The organism is Dyadobacter sp. CY326 (assembly GCF_021390515.1).
Taxonomy (GTDB): domain Bacteria; phylum Bacteroidota; class Bacteroidia; order Cytophagales; family Spirosomataceae; genus Dyadobacter.
The window spans coordinates 19161-37026 of the sequence record NZ_JAJUXI010000002.1 but is presented as its reverse complement, the minus strand read 5'-3'; the positions used below and the strand labels follow the sequence as shown (position 1 = coordinate 37026).

Sequence of the window (17866 nt, the reverse complement as noted above, 5' to 3'; positions counted from 1 at the left end):
CGAATGTTCGTCTTCCGAAGGCGAAACAGAAAATCCTCCGCAAATCTAGTGGGCAAGTTAAAGCAAAACATCGGTCCAGGTGAACGTGTTGTTGAACAAATAAATAAGGCAAACCAAACGAAAATCGGCACAAACGATAGCGAAGGCAAGTTTAGGAATACAATGCGGCAAGCGCCCGTAGGAATTACAATTCTGCGGGGTCCTGATTTTTTTGTGGAAATGGCCAACGACACTTATCTCAGCGTCGTCAACAGGACAGAAGAAGAGTTTGTCAACAAACCGCTTTTCGAGTCGCTTCCGGAAGTAAGGCCCTCCATTGAGCAAATTCTACAAGATGTGTTGCGCACCGGCGTTGCGTTTAATGGCAACGAGTTTGGCGTGCGCATCAAGCGCTTCGGCAAGACCGAACAATGTTATTTCAATTTTGTATATCAACCATTATTTGAGGAGTCGGGCGACATTTCTGGCATCATTGTCGTTGCCACAGAAGTAACGCAGCAGGTTTTGGCAAAACACCGGCTCGAACGAAGTGAAAACCAGTTTCGGACGCTCGTTGCAGAGTCGCCATTTGCAAAGGCCGTTTTGAAAGGTCCTGATTTTGTGATCAGCATTGCCAATGAAACCATGCTGAAAAATATCTGGCGACGTGAATTGTCAGACGTGGTCGGGAAGCGCTTATTTGATGTTTTTCCTGAAATTGAGCAACAAAGTTTTGCCGGGACATTGAATGATGTGTTCCAAAGCGGCTTGTTATATCGTGCTAATGAAGCGCCTCTGCTCCTTGGCGGACCGGACGGTGTGCGGGAATATTATCTGGATTTTCAGTTCGCTCCGATTTTCGAAACGGATGATGTTATTTCCGGCATTATGGTTTCTGCCAATGATGTGACGGACAAGGTCAGGCTGCGCAAGGAAATTTCAGAAGCTGCCGAGCGCTTGTCGCTGGCAACAGACGGAACGCAGCTGGCGACCTGGGACCTCAATCTGCAAACCAGAGAAATCATTTATTCAGCAAGGTTAGCCGCGATATTTGGGTTTGATGATGCTGCTGTCCTAACCCATCAGGATATGCGTGATTTGATTCACCCGGAGGACAGGGTCAGTGTGGTGGAAAAGGCCTTTCAGATAGCACTGGAAACGGGGAATTACTATTATGAGGCACGCATTATCCACCGCGATGAGTCCATTCACTGGATCAGGACGCACGGGAAAATTCTTTACGACGAACACCGTAAGCCGCTGCGGATGCTGGGCACAATGATGGATATCACCGACCGCAAGGAAGATGAGCTTGCATTGAAAACGAGTGAGGACAAATACAGAACGCTCGCCGACCAGCTTGAATCACAGGTTCAGCTCCGAACCAAAGAGCTTACGGCTGCAAACAGTGAGCTGGTCAAAACGAACATGGAGCTGGCCCAGTTTGCCTATGTGGCTAGCCATGATTTGCAGGAGCCACTGCGTAAAATCCAGACATTCGCAACCCGGATCCTCGAAACAGAAGTCAATAACATTTCGGAGCGCGGACAGGATTATTTCAGAAGAATGCAAGCGGCATCGACGCGCATGCAGCAACTTATCGTCGATCTGCTGGCATTTTCGCGCGCCAATGCGGTTGAAAAGCATTTTGAAGAAACGGACCTGAATGTTGTTTTGGAAAATGTAAAAGAACAACTCGGCGATATGATCCAGCAAAACAATGCAACCATTACCAGTGAGCCGCTGCCCGTTTGTAATGTGATTGTTTACCAGTTTGAGCAGCTGTTTACAAACCTGATCGCCAATGCCATCAAGTTCACGAAACGGGACGTTAATCCTTTCATTCACATTCGGACTGGTCGAATTTTGGGTGCGGAAATTGCTGTGAATGAGTCAGATCCGCAAGAAAGCTATCAATATATTTCTTTTACTGATAACGGAATCGGTTTTGAACCGCAGTTTAAAGACCGGATTTTTCAGGTTTTTCAGCGCCTGCACAACAGGAGCGCCTATGAAGGAACGGGCATCGGATTGGCCATTTGCAAGAAAATTATTGACAATCACAAAGGCATGATCGATGCCGTTGGCAACCCTGACGTTGGCTCCACATTCACCATTTATCTGCCGATCTCAAACGTGATGGAATAGTTCATAGCGCTAACCGCAATAAAAGTCTATGTATTTTTCGCGGGGCGAATTTGATTTTTCTGAAAAGTAATGGCAATGCCTGCGAGGACAATGATCCCGCCAACGACCATCCGGAGTGTAATTGCCTCATTAATAAAAAGCCAGGCGAGCAATCCGGTGACAACGGCCTGGCTTAAAAGACTGAGCGAAACGCGCTTTGCGTCCATCTTTTTTACAGCATAACTGATTGTAAGCCAGCCAACCAATTGGCAAATCAATCCTTCAATGACAAACACACCCCAAACCGTGCCATCAAAATTCCAGAGCGGCTCTTGAAAAAATAAACAGACTAAGAGCAAAAACAAGCTCGAAACGGCCATGCTGATAGTCATGAAGCTGATAATGTCGATTTTATTCAAAACCGATTTGCTGACCAGCATGTAGGATGCATACAAAATGCCCGAAATCACTGCTAGTGCAAATCCTCTGTCCAGCCGCATTTCCTTGAACGCGTCAGGTCCGATGAGCACGACCATGCCCGCAACAGCAACGAAAGTCCCGATCCAAAAGCTTGCCTTCGGCCTGTCGTTCAGGAACAGGAATGCGCCGATGCCAACCCAAACCGGCGAAAGATTTGTCAGAATCGTGGCTTGCGTTGCATTGGAATAATGGATAGCTAAATTCCATACAGCAATGTCTGTAGCAAAAATGACGCCGCATAATGCAATGGGCAACAACAGCGTTTTATCCGGCCAAACGAATTTCTTCTTGATTAATATCCACGGAATCAGGAAAATGAGCCCGAAGAACATGCGATAGAATGCCGATGTAATTCCCGAAACCGGAGCCCATTTGACCAAAACAGGAAAAATGCTGATGCACAATAATCCGATAAAAAGGCTGAGGCGTGGATTCAACATGTCTTACTTAATTTGCCGGCTTCGCCCGGTCATATTGAATGGGCCAGGAAATGTCTTCACCCAATTGATGCGCGGCATGCAATGGAAAATACGGATCACGAAGCAACTCACGGGCCATAATGATCAGGTCTGCTTCGCCATTTTGCAAAATCTGTTCTGCCTGCTCGGCCTCTGTAATCAATCCCACTGCTCCTGTTAGCGAACCGGTTTCATTTTTTATCTTGGCCGAAAAAGGCACTTGATAGGAGGGGCCGACGGTAATTTTCTGGTGCGAAACCAAGCCGCCTGTGGAAACATCTATCAGGTCAACGCCCTTCGTTTGCAAGATTTTAACCAATTCAACCGACTGGGTTTCGTCCCAACCATGTTCCGCCCAATCCGTGGCTGAAATGCGAACGAAAATAGGCAAGTCAGCAGGCCAAATTTGCTGAATAGCGTCAATGATCTCAACTAAAATACGGCTTCTGTTTTCAAGGCTGCCGCCATAATGATCCGTGCGCTGATTGCTTAATGGCGAAAGAAACTGGTGAATGAGATATCCATGTGCCGCATGAAGCTCAATCAGTTGATAACCAGCCTCCAACGCGCGCTTCGCAGCATTGGCAAAATCCGTAACAACCTTTGCGATTCCGTCCGCATCCAATGCCAATGGCGCTGCTTCCTTCTCATGGAAAGGAATCGCAGATGCGCTCAATGTCTGCCAGCCGCCCTGATCCAGCGGCACTTGTCCACGGCCTTTCCAGGCTGGGTAAGTGCTCGATTTTCGACCCGCGTGAGACAATTGAATGCCAGGAACAGCTCCTTGCGCTTTGATAAAGTCAGTTATTTGTTTCAGTTTTTCAATGTGTTCATCCTTCCATATGCCAAGATCCTCGGGCGAAATGCGCGCCTCCGGCGACACGGCCGTGGCTTCTGCAATGAGCAGCCCGGCCCCGCCAACCGCCCTGCTTCCCAGATGGACCAGGTGCCAATCATTTGCAAAGCCGTCCTGAGAAGAATATTGGCACATGGGTGAAACCACGATCCTGTTTTTAAGCGTGATACTTTTTATGCTGAGCGGAGTGAACAGTTTGGAAGACATAATTTCTATTGAGTTTTTAATGCTTTTATTTTTTGCAGGATTTTAATTTCGTCAATTGTAATGGTGCTGATCAGCTCAAAAAGGCCATTTACCGTTTTCAAATCAGACAACATTCGACGTGCTGGCGATTGGTCGGCAACTTCGATGCCGAGCTCTTTGATTTCTTTCTTCCGTTTGGTCAGCAATGCTAGCAGCTTCTGGTTTTGAGGCAATGATTCTCGCGCTATTTCAAAACTATTCTCCGCTTTGCCTTCAATAATATCCGTTGCAGCCTTTAACTGTCTGTCAATTTGCCGAATCATCACCTCAAACTCCACGGAGAAATCCAGATATTCAAGTGTTTGAGCATAAGTTGACAATGATGCAATGTATGAGGTTAACATATGGCTCGTCGCAACAAACTGATGATATTCTTCCATATTAAGCTGCTGACGCTTAGGCTCGGACAACATTTTTTGGAAATTGTCAGACAAGTTGGCCATGGCAATTATCGCATCTTTACGCAGCAGTTTCAGTTCATTGATATCCAATGCTTTGCCGGTAAATTTTGCTGCGACAAGGTCAAAATATTTCCGGTTTGCATTCAGCGCGTCGCTGATATATTGGTTGATTTGCGTGTGTTCCCACACGGGCAGCACGTACGATGAAATCAGATAAGCAATGATCGAACCAATGATCGTGTCAGTCACCCTGTCCTGCAAAACAGCCGTGATATGCTGCGGATTCAGGAAGTTGAAAGAAAGGATAACATAGAGCGTGATGGTCGTGGAGGCAATGAAATAATTGATTTTAAGGAAGCTATAAGCCAATATCATGGCCAGCAGCATGATGATGAAAAGCGCCGTGCCGTCGTGAATGACATACAAGAGGACAAAGCTCGAAATGACGCCTACAATCGTCCCGCCGATGCGGTGTAAATTGCGTTGTTTGGTAATGCTGAAAGCAGGCTTCAAAATGACCACAATGGTCAGCAAAATCCAGTAACCATGCCCGACTTCAAGAAAAAGGGACGTGATATAACCCAGCAGTAGTCCGATCGTAACGCGCACCGCATGTCGGAAATGGCTCGATTTCAGCGAAAGATTGTCTAACAAAATCCGCGGATGATATTCCTGTTTCGGGATAAAATTTTCAGCTTCCACATTCAGCTTATGGCCTACGCTTACTTCCGCGTCATAAGTTGTGGCCCTATGCAGCTTTTTAACGCGTTCGGTTACGTCCTGCAAACTGTTCAGAATCTGTCTCAGCATGATGAAATCCTCCATATTATCATGCGTCATATTCGTTTCCCGCATTCTTTCGAAGGCCTTTTGACACTTGTTGAAAGCCTCGTCCAGGTCGCGTTTCCGCTGAGAAGGAAAACCAGTCTGCACGGCAATTCCTATTTGTTGAATTTCCGCCGAAAGCCAGGTGATGTAAGTTCCGAAGAGCCGAAGCACTTTCGTATGGTCAAAAGCGCGGTGGAGATTTGCGTAGTTTTGCTGGGAGTTCAAAATCCGCTCGAAAAGGTCAATGCTGTCAAGAAACATCAACATCAAAATCCGACTCTTATTGGTTGATTCCGAGACAATTTCTCTCGTCTTAAAAAGTATCTCCCTTAGATTTTCATGATTTTCACGAAGGATAACCTGCTGGTGGATCATCTTGTTGAAAAGCGCATCATAGTCAGGATTGGCAAAATAATAACCCGCTTTGACGGACAAGAGCTCGCCTAGTTCCACGAAATTTTCCCCCAAAAGTTGCTGTATGAGCTTGTAGGGCAATAATTTGTTTAAAATCAGAAAGAGAACAAAATACCAAAGCCCACCTGCTGAGAATATCAACGCAGTGCGAAAAACCAGATCGCCGCTCAGGTGATCATCAATATTAAATACGAAAACGAGTAACGAAATGAGTCCGATGCTGTTGACACGGTTACCATAAACGCCCACCAGCGAAAAGAGCATTCCAAAAACAATGATCTCAACAAAAACAATGAAGTGAATATGGCGTAGGAAACCTGTGACAAATGCGACCGTAAAACAGGTAAATATGGCAATGATCAGTGAATTTCGTCTTCTTTTGTAAGGGCCTGGATTATCAGTGCCGCCGATAAGTAAGGTCCCAAGCGGAAATGCGATCATTTCCTCAAGAATGCCGTAATGCTGAAAAATAAGACTGGGAACGACCGCACCAAGGGTTAATCTAACGCCCGTAGAGAGATAATGACTTGAAATGAATTTTTTAAATTCGTCGAGATAATTCATGTAAAGGCCAAAACGTAGCTTTTGCAATACTAGCATTTAAAATCCACAAGCAACAAAAGGCATACCAAAAATCTCCATTATTTGCAATGTGCGTTGCATGACACATAATTGCTTCGTTTTCGTACTTTTGGAAAATCGAGTCTAAAATTTCAGCAGGAAGACCTCCTTTACCCATGCTCTTTATCAATTTTGACCCTTTTCCTGTGCTCGAAACTGAGCGCTTGATGTTGCATGAAATGTCGGAAAAGCACTCGCCCAGCATGTTTTCGCTGCGCGGGAATGCCCAGGCGATGCATTACATCGGAAAGCCGGCCTTGAAATCAGAGGACGAAGCCGTCGAGCTGATTAATGCTTACAAGAAGAATTTACGAGAAAAAGTAGGAATTACCTGGGGGATTTCGACAATGGACACATTCGGCATCATCGGCACCATTGGGTTCCATAAGATGGACTTGTTTAATCACCGCGCCGAGATCGGCTACATGCTGCATCCCGATCATTGGTCCAAAGGCATTATGAGCGAAGCATTGAAAGCAGTGTTGAAATTCGGTTTTCAAGACATCCATTTTCACAGCATTGAAGCGAAGATCAGTCCGGAGAATGATGCATCGCGGCAAATTCTTTTGAAACATGGTTTTGTGAAAGAGGCTTATTTTAAAGAAAGCTTTTATGAAAATGGCGTGTTCCTTGACACAGAGATTTACTCCCTTTTGGCTGACAATCATGCATAAAAAAGAGCCGCTTCTTTCGAAACGGCTCCCAATTTATAACTTGAAACTAATATTAGTTTTCAGATCCAATCTTTAAGATGGCTTTGTCAATGAAATATTGACCTGTGCCTTCTTCTCCGATCACGTCAAACAGTTCAATTGCACGACGCGCATTATCTTCTTCTTCGATTTGCTCATTAACAAACCATTGCAAGAAGCTTTCAGTCGCGTAATCTTCTTCACGACGGCTTTGCGTTACAATGCGGTTGATCGATTGTGTTACTGCGATTTCACTTTGTAATGCCGCCTCGAAAACACTTCTGAAAGTTGCAAATTCTTGCTTAACAGCCGCAACTTCCGGGGAAACTGCCGTTCCGCCCACAGTCATAATATAATTGAAAATTTTAAGCATGTGTCCGCGTTCTTCGTCAGACTGCTTAAGAAAATATTTTGCACTGTTTTTAAATCCGTTACGGTCACACCATGAAGCCATGGCCAAATATTTAGCAGACGCTTCCGCCTCCATTTTCACCTGATTGTTCAAAAGTATTTCTATTTCCTCTTTCAGGGATGTCCGTTGTCTTAATAAATCTCTCATGGTTTACATTCTTTTATTTGTATTAACAAGTACAAATATCATGCGAAAGTTCATCATTCCAAATAGGAATACAAATTTGGAATTGGTCTAATATGATCGAAATGAGCTATTTAGACTAGTTCTGATTCCGTATAAAGCAATTTATGGAGAAGGGAGTTGAGTTCAATTGCGAAGTGGGTGCCGTTAACAAGCTCGCGCAATTGGATCAGTTCACAAAGCGTCAACTTGTGGTTGATGTTCAATTGAGGCGCTTCAACAAACTCATAGTCAGACTCGTCCGACAGATCAAAAATTCTGCTTTGAATGTCAATGTTATTAATGAACCGGCGGAAATTCAGGAAATCCTGAATTCTGAAAGAAGCCTGCATTTCACCAAAATGAAGAATGATCCGGGAAGTCAAATCGCACTGCAGGCTGAAACCTTTTGCGGTGCTGAACAATTCATTTGGGGTAGTCACTGACGGCAATGTGTTTGGATCGTGGATTTTGTTACACAAAGATAGCCGCAAACTTATTTCCAAGCAAGTTTATTTGTAAGCAATCTAATTACAGGGACGTGGCGTTAGGAAGCAGTTTGTAAAATTTGATTCTTCCAAAAATGTTTGATGGCTTTGCGATCAATCTTCTTCTCCGCATGCCATATATCGTAGTTTTTTTGAAGATTTAGCCAAAATTGTGCAGTATTTCCGAATGCTTCCGAAAGCTTTACAGCTAATTCTGGTGTAATTCCGGCCTTTTCATTGACAATGGCGGACAGGCTCTGGCGAGTCACACCAATTCCATTCGCGACTTCGGTGATAGTCAGGCCGCGCTCCGCAATATATTCTTCTTTCAAAATTTCCCCCGGATGTACGGGAGCAAGATCTCTTTTTATCATGATTTTTAATGATAGTCTAGATAGTCGACATCAAAAACGTCTCCATTCTCGAAACGAAAAATGATCCTAAAATTAGGTGATATTTTAATGGACCAGAAATCTCCTAAGTCGCCCGAAAGCCTGTGAATCCCGGACCCCAATTGCAAAATGTCGTCGCGCGACGCGACAGCATCCAACTGATCAAGGACCCGGTTAATTTTTCTCAAATAAATTGCCGGTAATTTTGAAGAATCACCCTTTTCATAGTAAGCCAGCAATCCTTTATGCGTAAAGGAAACGATCATTTTTTATAGTGCGTGTAATAAACTTTTAGTCTAATTCCCTGCCTTCGCCCAGTTATCTCTTAACGTCACAGTCCTGTTGAAGACAAGCTTTTCTGCGCTGTCGGGGTCTTTTGCAAAATAACCTTTGCGCAGGAATTGAAATGATTCTCCTTCTTTTGCTTCATTTAATGCCGGCTCCGCATAACCGGTTATCACATGCAAGGAGTCGGGATTAATGTAGTCTTTGAAATCACCTTCTTGTGAAGAAGCGTCTTCAACAGAGAACAAACGGTCATAAAGCCTAACCTCGATTTCCTGCGCATGCGGGACAGAAACCCAGTGCAATGTTCCTTTAACATTGATGCCTGTCGTATCCTGACCGCTTTTGCTACTTTCAATGTATGAGCAACGCACTTCGGTTATTTCTCCGTTTTCATCTTTTACAAAATCATCACATTGAATGATATATGCGCCTTTCAAACGGACCATTTTGCCCGGAGCCAAACGGAAGTATTTTTTAGAAGGCACTTCCATAAAATCCTCTTTTTCAATGTAAACTTCTCTTGAAAATGGAATCTCACGGACGCCCGTTGAAACATCTTCCGGATTGTTTTCGCTGTGGCACATTTCAGTGACGCCTTCGGGAAAATTGGTGATAACCACTTTCAAAGGGTCCAGAACAACCATTCGGCGAAGCGCTTTTTTGTTAAGGTCTTCCCTTACACAAAATTCTAGCAAGCCAACATCAACCATGTTTTCACGGCGCGCAACCCCAATGCGTTCGCAGAAATCGCGAATGCTTTCTGGTGTGTAACCGCGTCTGCGCATGCCGCTGATGGTTGGCATCCGTGGGTCGTCCCAGCCTTTAACGTGCTTTTCCTGAACGAGTTGCAATAATTTTCTTTTGCTCGTGACCGTATAATTTAAGTTACGGCGGGCAAATTCATATTGGTGTGACGGATAAATGCCAAGTTTTTCAATGATCCAATCATACAGCTCGCGGTGCGGCACAAATTCGAGTGTGCAAATTGAATGCGTGACCGTCTCGATTGAATCGCTTTGTCCGTGCGCAAAATCATACATCGGATAAATGCACCATTTATTGCCCGTGCGGTGATGATGCGCGTGCTTGATCCTGTAAAGGATGGGATCGCGCATCAGCATATTGATATGCGCCATGTCAATTTTGGCACGGAGCGTGCGACTTCCGTCCGGGAAATCGCCATTTTTCATTTGTTCAAATAACGCAAGGTTTTCCTCGACGGAGCGGCTTCTGTATGGGCTATCTTTTCCGGGCTCGGTCGGTGTGCCTTTCAGCAAAGCAATTTCCTCTGATGTGGAATCATCAACATAAGCCAAACCTTTGGATATCAGTTCTATTGCATATTGATAAAGCGTATCGAAATAGTCAGATGCGTAGAGCTCATTTTCCCATTCAAAACCCATCCAGCGAATGTCATTTTTAATGCTTTCTACATATTCGGTGTCCTCCGTCACCGGATTGGTGTCATCGAAACGCAGATTAGTATAACCCGGGAATTTTTTAGTTAATCCAAAATTAAGACAAATGCTGGACGCGTGGCCAATGTGCAAATAGCCGTTTGGTTCTGGTGGAAATCTGGTGATGATTTGGGAATATTTTCCAGCCTGTAAGTCCGCTTCAATAATTTCCTCAATAAAATTCAGGCTTTTCTCTTCTCTTTTCTCGTCCGTAAGCATACTAAACTGTAAATATTTTTCGATTTTCAAAGTTAACCTTCTTCACAACAAATCAAGCAATCACACCTTGCAAATCGCAAATCCGCACGGTTTCCTTATTTTTGCAAATGCGCTATTTTATTGAATTCAGCTACAAAGGGACCGCTTACAACGGTTGGCAAAAACAAAACAATGCCTTAGGCGTTCAGCAAGTCCTTGAAGAAGCATTGGCAAAAGTCATGAGGTTTCCCGTTGAACTCACAGGCAGCAGCAGAACTGACACCGGCGTGCATGCAGAACAACAATTCGCGCATTTTGATTTGCAGGAAGCATTGGCCAATTCTAAATTGCTGATTTACAAGCTTAACGGTTTGATTCCCAAGGACATTGCAGTACGGCGCGTTTTTCCTGTAGCGGACGACATTAACTCCCGCTTCGCAGCCACGCACAGAAAGTACGAATATCGCATTACGCGTTGGAAAAATCCTTTTCTGACCGATCTCGCTTATCTGTTAAAAACAGACCTGGACGTTGCATTGATGAACGAAGCGGCCGCTTTGCTTTTACAATACAATGATTTTGAGAGTTTTAGCAAGATTCATACCCAGGTTAACAATTTTAGGTGCACAATAACCGAAGCCAAATGGGTCGAAACGCCGGAAATGTTGATTTTCCATATTCAGGCAAATCGCTTCCTCCGCGGGATGGTTCGGGCATTGGTTGGAACAATGCTGGATGTGGGAAAAGGCAAACGAACCGTTGCTGAATTCGAGCAGATTATTTTGTCAAAAAACAGAAAAATGGCTGGTGCTCAGGCTCCTGCCGAGGGTCTGTTTCTTGTGGAAGTCGGTTATGACTTTATTTGATCGCGTCTTTTGTAAATTCATTGTTGACAAGACGATAAATGCCGAGCGGATTGGCATTCTTCAACTCGTCGGGCAAAAGCGCCTCGGGCCAGCCCTGATAGGACTGGGGACGCAAGAAACGCAGGATTGAATGTCGTCCAACGGATGTAAACTTCGCGTCCGCTGTTGCCGGAAATGGCCCCCCGTGGTGCATGGAAGGGCAAACTTCAACGCCCGTAGGAACACCATTCAGAATAAACCGCCCAGAAATTTGTGCGAGTCTCGCGACAATTTCCGGATATGCATTCACTTCACTTTCTTGGGCCATCAGTGAGCAGGTAAGCTGCCCCGTCAGGTGCGAAACGGCGTCCAGCAATTCATCCGTATTTTCACAAATCACAAGCAATGAAAAAGGTCCGAAAACTTCTTCATGCAATTTCGGATTGGCGATAAAGCTTTTGCCTGAGACCGTCGCTATGGAAGCCTGCGCTTGATTTTCACCCTCAGACATTTGCTCGGAAACGGCAAGTTTGTTCACATCTTCCTGCTCAAACGCGTGATCCCGGAGCTTATAATAATTTTTATAAATGCCGGCCGTAAGCATTGTCGCCGATGTAGTTTTCAGGATCTCATTTTTATAAGAATCCGTAAATGCAATCAAACCCTGCGTTTTGGTCACAAATACAAGTCCCGGATTGGTGCAAAACTGTCCTGCGCCCAGGCTTACCGAACCGGCAAGCGTCTTTCCCAGTTCCAATGCATTGTGTTCCAGATATTCGGGTAAAACTACGATTGGGTTGACGCTTCCCATTTCAGCAAAAACAGCGATGGGTTCATCCCGTTCCTGCGCCATTTTGTAAAGCGCCATTCCGCCTTTCATCGATCCTGTAAAACCGACGGCTTTACTTGCAGGATGTTTTACCAGTGCAGCTCCCACTTCAAAACGATCATCATACAACATGGAAAATACGCCTTCTGGCATTCCCGTTCTTTGGGCGGCCTTCACAATGGCTTGCGCAGTGAGATCACTTACGCCTGGATGCGCGGCATGCGCCTTTACGATTACTGGATTTCCGGCAGCCAATGCAGGGCCGGTGTCCACACCCGCAACGGAATACGCGAAAGGAAAATTACTTGAACCAAACACAATCACAGGACCAATGGGCACCAGCATTTTCCGGATATCCGGCTTTGGCAGAGGCGTGCGGTCGGGGAGGGCAGTGTCGATGGACGCGTCCACCCACGAACCTTCCCGAAGCAGCTCGGCGAATTGTGTTAACTGATTGATCGTCCTTGCGCGCTCGCCTTGGAGTCTGGTAATGGGCAAGCCAGTCTCGAGATTAGCCCGTTCGAGCAATGCATCGCCAAGGGCAAGAATTTCCTCGGTGATTGCGATCAGAAAATCAGCTCTTTGCATTGCGGGAATCCGTGCATAAGCTGGAAAAGCCTTTGCTGCGAGCTCCATGGCAGCATTAACCTCATCAGCCGTTGCACAAATGAAATTTTCAGGCAGATAAGAATCCTTTACCGGAACGTAGGACTGAAATGCATGATCACCCTGGCTTGAAAGATTATAGCCAATGAAGTTTTTACCGTTAATTTCCATAATTGAATGAGTCTCAGACGAGGCGGGCGATCAAATCGTCAACAGAAATGCCTTCCGCTTCTGCCTTGAAGTTTCTGATAATTCGGTGGCGAAGCACGGGGAGCGCAACTGCTTTCACGTCTTCAATGTCCGGGGAATATTTTCCTGAAAGCAATGCATTGCATTTGGCAGCCAAAATAAGCGCCTGCGAAGCACGCGGGCCGGCGCCCCAATCCAGATAATCGTTTGTGTCTTTTACAGCAAGTCCGGCCGCCGGTCTTGTCTTGTGAACCAGCTTAACCGCATATTCAATCACATGATCGGTTACTGGAACGCGGCGCACCAGATGTTGGAAATCCATGATCTCCTCTGATGAAACCACCTTTTGCACCTGATAACGAATGTCGTTTGTCGTGTTTTTTACAATGCTAACTTCCTCAGCGTAAGATGGATAATCCAGCTGAATCATGAACATAAAACGGTCAAGCTGTGCCTCGGGCAGTGGATAAGTTCCTTCCTGCTCAATCGGATTTTGCGTTGCTAGAACAAAGAAAGGACGCTCTAATGAGTGCTTTGCACCTGCAATCGTAACGGAATATTCCTGCATGGCTTCCAAAAGCGCTGACTGTGTTTTTGGAGGCGTCCGGTTAATCTCATCCGCAAGAATGATATTTGCGAAAACCGGTCCTTTGATGAATTTGAAATTGCGGTTTTGATCCAATGTTTCCGATCCAAGAATGTCGGACGGCATCAGGTCGGGCGTAAACTGAATGCGGTTAAAATTCAAATCGAGCGATGAAGCAATGGTCTGGATCAGAAGCGTTTTGGCTAACCCCGGAACGCCAACGAGCAGACAATGACCCTGACAAAAAATGGCGGTTAAAAGTCCTTTTACAACTTCATCCTGTCCAATGATAACCCTTCCAATTTCACTCCGGATCTTATCATAAGCTACTTTCATAGCTTCGGCAGCTTCAACGTCCGATGAATACTTCACAATTTGTCAGATTAAAATTTCAAATTCCTTTAACCGCAACCGAGTCCAAAAAAGCTAAATGTCATTTTCAGAAGCCGCGAGTCCGAGAACTTTGCAATTCTTATACTCGGGTTCAATGCTGATGAAAACGTCACCTTGCGCCTTTTTAAACCATTCTTCCAATGCATTGTTTCGTTTATTGCTCAACACAATCTGCGCAAGCTTTTCGTAGTCATCGCGCAAGTTAGCCGTATGCGGTTCCGATTTGCTTTTATACCAAAGGATCCGCATGGCACTTCTACCGTCTTCCGTCCGGTAAGTTACTGGCTTGCTCAACTCGCCCACTTTCATGGTGTCAATTGCAAAATACAATGCTGGGTCCATAGAAGCATCCAATGTAAGGCGCGCAATTCCAGTATTTCTGTCAGAAATCAAACCTCCCGACTCAGCCGTTTCTTTGTCTTCTGAATTGTCCAAAGCGGCCTTTGCAAATTTCAATGTGTCAATTTGGATCAAATTCCTCAGACTATCCAATGCGCGGATAGCCTGTGTCATATCGGTGCCTTTATTATAATCAGGCCGCAAAAGAATGTGTCTTGCGTGATATTCAGCGCCCCGTGTCTCGATCAGCTTTATTAAGTGGAAACCAAATTGCGATTCAACAATGTCAGACATTTCGCCAGGCTTCAATGATAATGCTGCGCCTTCAAATTCCGGCACCATTGCACCGCGTTTCGCGAAGTTCAGGTCACCGCCATTCTTAGCAGAGCCAACATCTTCTGAGTAAATTTGCGCCAGCGTGGCAAAGTCTTCGCCTTTCTCAGCTCGTTGTTTCAACTCCAAAAGCTGCTGACGTAATTTGTCCTTTTGCTCACGCGTAACCGTTCCCAGTTTTACAATATGCCCGATTTCAACCTCGGAAGGAATGTATGGAAGACTGTCCTTTGGAATGGAATTGAAGAACTTACGCACTTCATTCGGTGTGATTTTCACATTTCCGGAAATGGTCCGCTGCATTTTTTCAACGACCTTCTGCTCCTTAACCTGCGTGCGCAGCTCACTTTTCAGGTTTTCAATGCTTTTGCCATATGCTTCCACGATGTTTTTCTCAGAGCCGAAGCGCTGCACCATGTAACCCATTTTGGCGTCCAATTCTCCATCCACTTCCTTGTCTTCCACTAACACGGAGTCAATTTCCGCTTTGGCAAGCAGCATTTTGTTGATAATGAGCGACTCTAAAAGCTGGCATTTTTCGGGAGCGGCACGTCCTTCGGCTTTGTATTGGTTATACATTTCCTCCAATTCGGAGTTCAAAATGTAGTGGTTATCAACCCGGGCAATGATTTTATCAATGCTAACCCCTTGCTGACCTTGTCCGAAACTGATCAGGCTTACAAACAGCGAAAGTGCTGCGATCAGAACGGGTGCAATAACTTTGTTGATTTTCATATGAATGTTTATTCCTCTTGATGCTATTTGGATCACGCTTGTCATAAGCCGGTTTACGAAATGCTAAATTACGGCTAACGCTTAATTTTTTCTAATTCTTGGGCATTCACTTTCACGGGGAATTTTTCTTGTAACCGGTTTACCAATTGTTTTTCCAATTCCTTTTGATAATCATTGATTACACTTCCGCGCGCTTCCGCGAAAGTTTTCCCACGTGCAGGCTCTATTTTTTGAACAAAGGTCCAGTAAATCTGGCCATTGTCTATAACAGTTTGTTCGCCGGTCTGGAATTTAAACCGTGCAAACAACGGGTTGTCTTTGGCAAAATATCCATCCCGAATCATAACGGCATCGGGAGTCTCGGAATTATAAACTTTCTCAACATCGCTCCGCGACTGACTGTAAAACTGAAAACTTACCCGGCGATTCCGTTCTGCTTCCGCTGCCTGACGGAATGAGCCATAGTCTTTTTCAATGATGCGTAGAATCGGAATGTTGCGTCCGTTCAAATAATTAACAACATTTCTGATCCTATTTGCCGATGTAATGTCCGATTCGTCCGCTGATCTGTAACCGGCAATTTCTACAATGTAATCAGGATTCTTTTCCATTACAATATAAACATCCGCCAATGCGTCAAGCTGCTCATAATCAATGTCTGCAACATCAGCTGGAAACAAAACTTCCTTCGATCTTCGTTCCAGCTTGTAAGGACTTTGCACCAATGACTTCTTAATGGCATTGACCGTCTGCGTGTCTTTCGCCGAAACAATGGTGGCTAATGCGCGTTCCGGGAATTGATAGCGGTCTTTATTGCGTTCGTAAAAGCTGAGCTGGCCGGTTGAATCTGTCAATGATCGACCCCAAACATTCTCTTCCATTACTTGCGACAGCAAAACGCCTTCTTTTATTTCATCGATAAGGCCTTTGAATTCCGGACTCGTTTCTTCCAAATGCTCTTTTTCATAATCGGTAAGGCTTTCAGTCACGAATTCGTTAAAATAGCGGCGGAAAACGATCGCAGGCGATGCGTCCTTCGGTTTGACTTGTTGCTTTCTTTTGACATAGTCCAAAAAGGACAATGCATTGTAGGACTGATCCTCAATCTTGAATAACGCAACCGAAGCCCAATCTGTTGAGACCGCTTTCAGATAATCCCAATTTCCTGTCTTAATCGTGCTGTCGCCCAATGCTGCGACCGCGTTCCATTGATCCTGAAATTCTTCAATTTTATATTTTTCCCTGAGCCTTTTCGCATTTGCCTGTTCTAAAACCTTTCCCCGTGAATCGGTAACCACTTTTTTGCGAAGCGACGGCGCCATGACGCTGTAAGATTCGAGCCCTTTTTTCTCAATCAGTTTGATAATGTGCCATCCATACATGGTCAGCACGGGCTTTGAATACGAATTGAGTTTGCTAAGACCGAATGCGGCTTCCTCGATTTCAGGCACCATTTGACCAATGCCAAACATTGGCAAAAGCCCTTTATTCTTGCGCGATTGTTTATCGTCCGAAAAGTTTTCAACGACTGCGTCCCAGTTTTCACCGCTTTCCAGCAGCGCGTAAGCCTCGTCAATTCTCGCCTTCGCAGATTCCTTTTGTGCCGCGGTTCCTGCCGTATCGAGCTGCACCATGATGTGCGCCACGCGGACCATCCCGCGATTCGTCCGACGGTCTGTCACTTTAATCAAATGATAACCAGCCTTGGTCCGCACGGGTTGCGAAACGCGGCCAACCGACTGCGAGTATGCCGCAGATTCAATGGGATAGAGTGTCTGAAAAGCAGTGAAATAGCCTAAATCGCCTTTTGTTTTTGCGGCAACCGGATCTTTGGAAAAACGCGCAGCGATGTCTCCAAAATCCGAACCTTCTTCCAATCTTCCGCGCAGCGCAATGGCGGCCCGATAAGCTTCCAAGGTGTCCGCCGGCGAAGCGTCTTCCGAAACCCCGATCAGAATGTGTGATGCACGCACTTCTTGTTTTAGCCGATTATAAGCTTCATTAGACAACTTTTCCACCAGGTTTTTGTCTACGAGCTGATTCTTAGCAAGCTGTTCCCGATAGGATTGAATTTCTTCCTTGTAATCCTGCGTAGTGTCTTTGCCCTCCTGCTTGGCATGCAAGACCTTAATTTTCAAATCTTTGTACAAATTAAGATATTCTTCAGGGCTCAACTCGCCCGTTGAATCGGAGGCGTTCTTGTTTCGGTTGTAAGATTCCTGGTAATCTTCTATTGAGAATTTTTCATTCCCGATTTCTAATAACGGCTGTGTTTGAATTACAACTTGTAGTTGAGGAGGAGCGGTGGTTTTGCATGAGCCTGCTGCCAGTAAAGCCAGCAGGTAAACGTTATATTTTTTGTTAATCATGTTACTCGAAATGGTATTTTAAGGAACTGTGGCCATAATTCTGGCCGTGCGTCAAGTCGGTTAAAGCCGGCAAAGTTAGACGCTTTCTGAATAGTTCAAAAATATAACGTTCCGGCGGGCATTTTGTTCTGTTTTACCGCACT

At 45.2% G+C, this 17866-nt stretch carries 15 protein-coding genes; 3 read left to right on the top strand and 12 right to left on the bottom strand.

Annotation, left to right across the window (positions count from 1 at the left end; translation table 11 throughout):
* The first annotated feature begins 3 nt into the window (after window positions 1–3).
* Window positions 4–2127 (top strand): PAS domain-containing protein, encoded by a 2124-nt coding sequence (locus LZG73_RS00635; RefSeq protein ID WP_233845558.1) that lies wholly within the window; start codon window positions 4–6, stop codon window positions 2125–2127.
* Between the two features lie 26 nt (window positions 2128–2153).
* Here LZG73_RS00635 and LZG73_RS00630 read toward each other — a convergent pair whose 3' ends face one another.
* From LZG73_RS00630 to LZG73_RS00620, 3 genes are read right to left on the bottom strand one after another with little or no spacing between them, the layout of a single operon-like run.
* Window positions 2154–3026, bottom strand: a complete 873-nt coding sequence (locus LZG73_RS00630) for a DMT family transporter (protein WP_233845557.1) — start codon at window positions 3024–3026, stop codon at window positions 2154–2156.
* A 7-nt stretch (window positions 3027–3033) separates the two neighbouring features.
* Window positions 3034–4107: an NADPH dehydrogenase NamA gene (gene namA / locus LZG73_RS00625; protein ID WP_233845556.1), complete on the bottom strand. Its 1074-nt coding sequence runs from the start codon at window positions 4105–4107 to the stop codon at window positions 3034–3036.
* Window positions 4108–4112: 5 nt separating this feature from the next.
* On the bottom strand, window positions 4113–6380 hold the full coding sequence (locus LZG73_RS00620; protein WP_233845555.1) for an FUSC family membrane protein: 2268 nt from the start codon (window positions 6378–6380) through the stop codon (window positions 4113–4115).
* 146 nt (window positions 6381–6526) lie between these two features.
* Here LZG73_RS00620 and LZG73_RS00615 point away from each other — a divergent pair, with 146 nt between their 5' ends.
* Complete coding sequence (locus LZG73_RS00615; RefSeq protein WP_233845554.1) at window positions 6527–7084, top strand: GNAT family N-acetyltransferase; 558 nt, start codon at window positions 6527–6529, stop codon at window positions 7082–7084.
* Window positions 7085–7136: 52 nt separating this feature from the next.
* Here the strand turns inward: LZG73_RS00615 and LZG73_RS00610 are convergent, their stop codons facing one another.
* The 5 genes from LZG73_RS00610 to LZG73_RS00590 form a co-directional block, all read right to left on the bottom strand.
* On the bottom strand, window positions 7137–7661 hold the full coding sequence (locus LZG73_RS00610) for a ferritin (protein ID WP_233845553.1): 525 nt from the start codon (window positions 7659–7661) through the stop codon (window positions 7137–7139).
* 110 nt (window positions 7662–7771) lie between these two features.
* Entirely contained in the window at window positions 7772–8119 is a 348-nt protein-coding gene (locus LZG73_RS00605) for a hypothetical protein (protein WP_233845552.1), read from the bottom strand.
* A gap of 104 nt (window positions 8120–8223) precedes the next feature.
* Complete coding sequence (locus LZG73_RS00600) at window positions 8224–8538, bottom strand: HigA family addiction module antitoxin (RefSeq protein WP_233845551.1); 315 nt, start codon at window positions 8536–8538, stop codon at window positions 8224–8226.
* Window positions 8539–8543: 5 nt separating this feature from the next.
* Window positions 8544–8822 carry a type II toxin-antitoxin system RelE/ParE family toxin gene (locus tag LZG73_RS00595; protein WP_233845550.1) on the bottom strand — a complete coding sequence of 93 codons (279 nt, stop codon included), beginning with the start codon at window positions 8820–8822 and terminating at the stop codon, window positions 8544–8546.
* A 30-nt stretch (window positions 8823–8852) separates the two neighbouring features.
* The gene (locus LZG73_RS00590) at window positions 8853–10520 is read right to left on the bottom strand and encodes a glutamine--tRNA ligase/YqeY domain fusion protein (protein WP_233845549.1); all 1668 of its coding nucleotides are present in this window, start codon (window positions 10518–10520) and stop codon (window positions 8853–8855) included.
* Between the two features lie 107 nt (window positions 10521–10627).
* Between LZG73_RS00590 and truA the strand changes: the two genes are divergently transcribed.
* A complete protein-coding gene (truA, locus tag LZG73_RS00585) occupies window positions 10628–11365 on the top strand; it encodes a tRNA pseudouridine(38-40) synthase TruA (RefSeq protein ID WP_233845548.1) in 738 nt (245 codons plus the stop codon).
* Here the strand turns inward: truA and LZG73_RS00580 are convergent.
* The 4 genes from LZG73_RS00580 to LZG73_RS00565 form a co-directional block, all read right to left on the bottom strand.
* The gene (locus tag LZG73_RS00580) at window positions 11358–12950 is read right to left on the bottom strand and encodes an aldehyde dehydrogenase (NADP(+)) (RefSeq protein ID WP_233845547.1); all 1593 of its coding nucleotides are present in this window, start codon (window positions 12948–12950) and stop codon (window positions 11358–11360) included. The two genes, truA and LZG73_RS00580, sit on opposite strands and share 8 nt — an antisense overlap.
* Before the next feature lie 13 nt (window positions 12951–12963).
* On the bottom strand, window positions 12964–13926 hold the full coding sequence (locus LZG73_RS00575) for a MoxR family ATPase (RefSeq protein WP_233845546.1): 963 nt from the start codon (window positions 13924–13926) through the stop codon (window positions 12964–12966).
* 54 nt (window positions 13927–13980) lie between these two features.
* Window positions 13981–15354, bottom strand: a complete 1374-nt coding sequence (locus tag LZG73_RS00570) for a peptidylprolyl isomerase (RefSeq protein WP_233845545.1) — start codon at window positions 15352–15354, stop codon at window positions 13981–13983.
* A gap of 74 nt (window positions 15355–15428) precedes the next feature.
* A complete protein-coding gene (locus tag LZG73_RS00565; RefSeq protein WP_233845544.1) occupies window positions 15429–17723 on the bottom strand; it encodes a peptidylprolyl isomerase in 2295 nt (764 codons plus the stop codon).
* Window positions 17724–17866 lie beyond the last annotated feature (143 nt).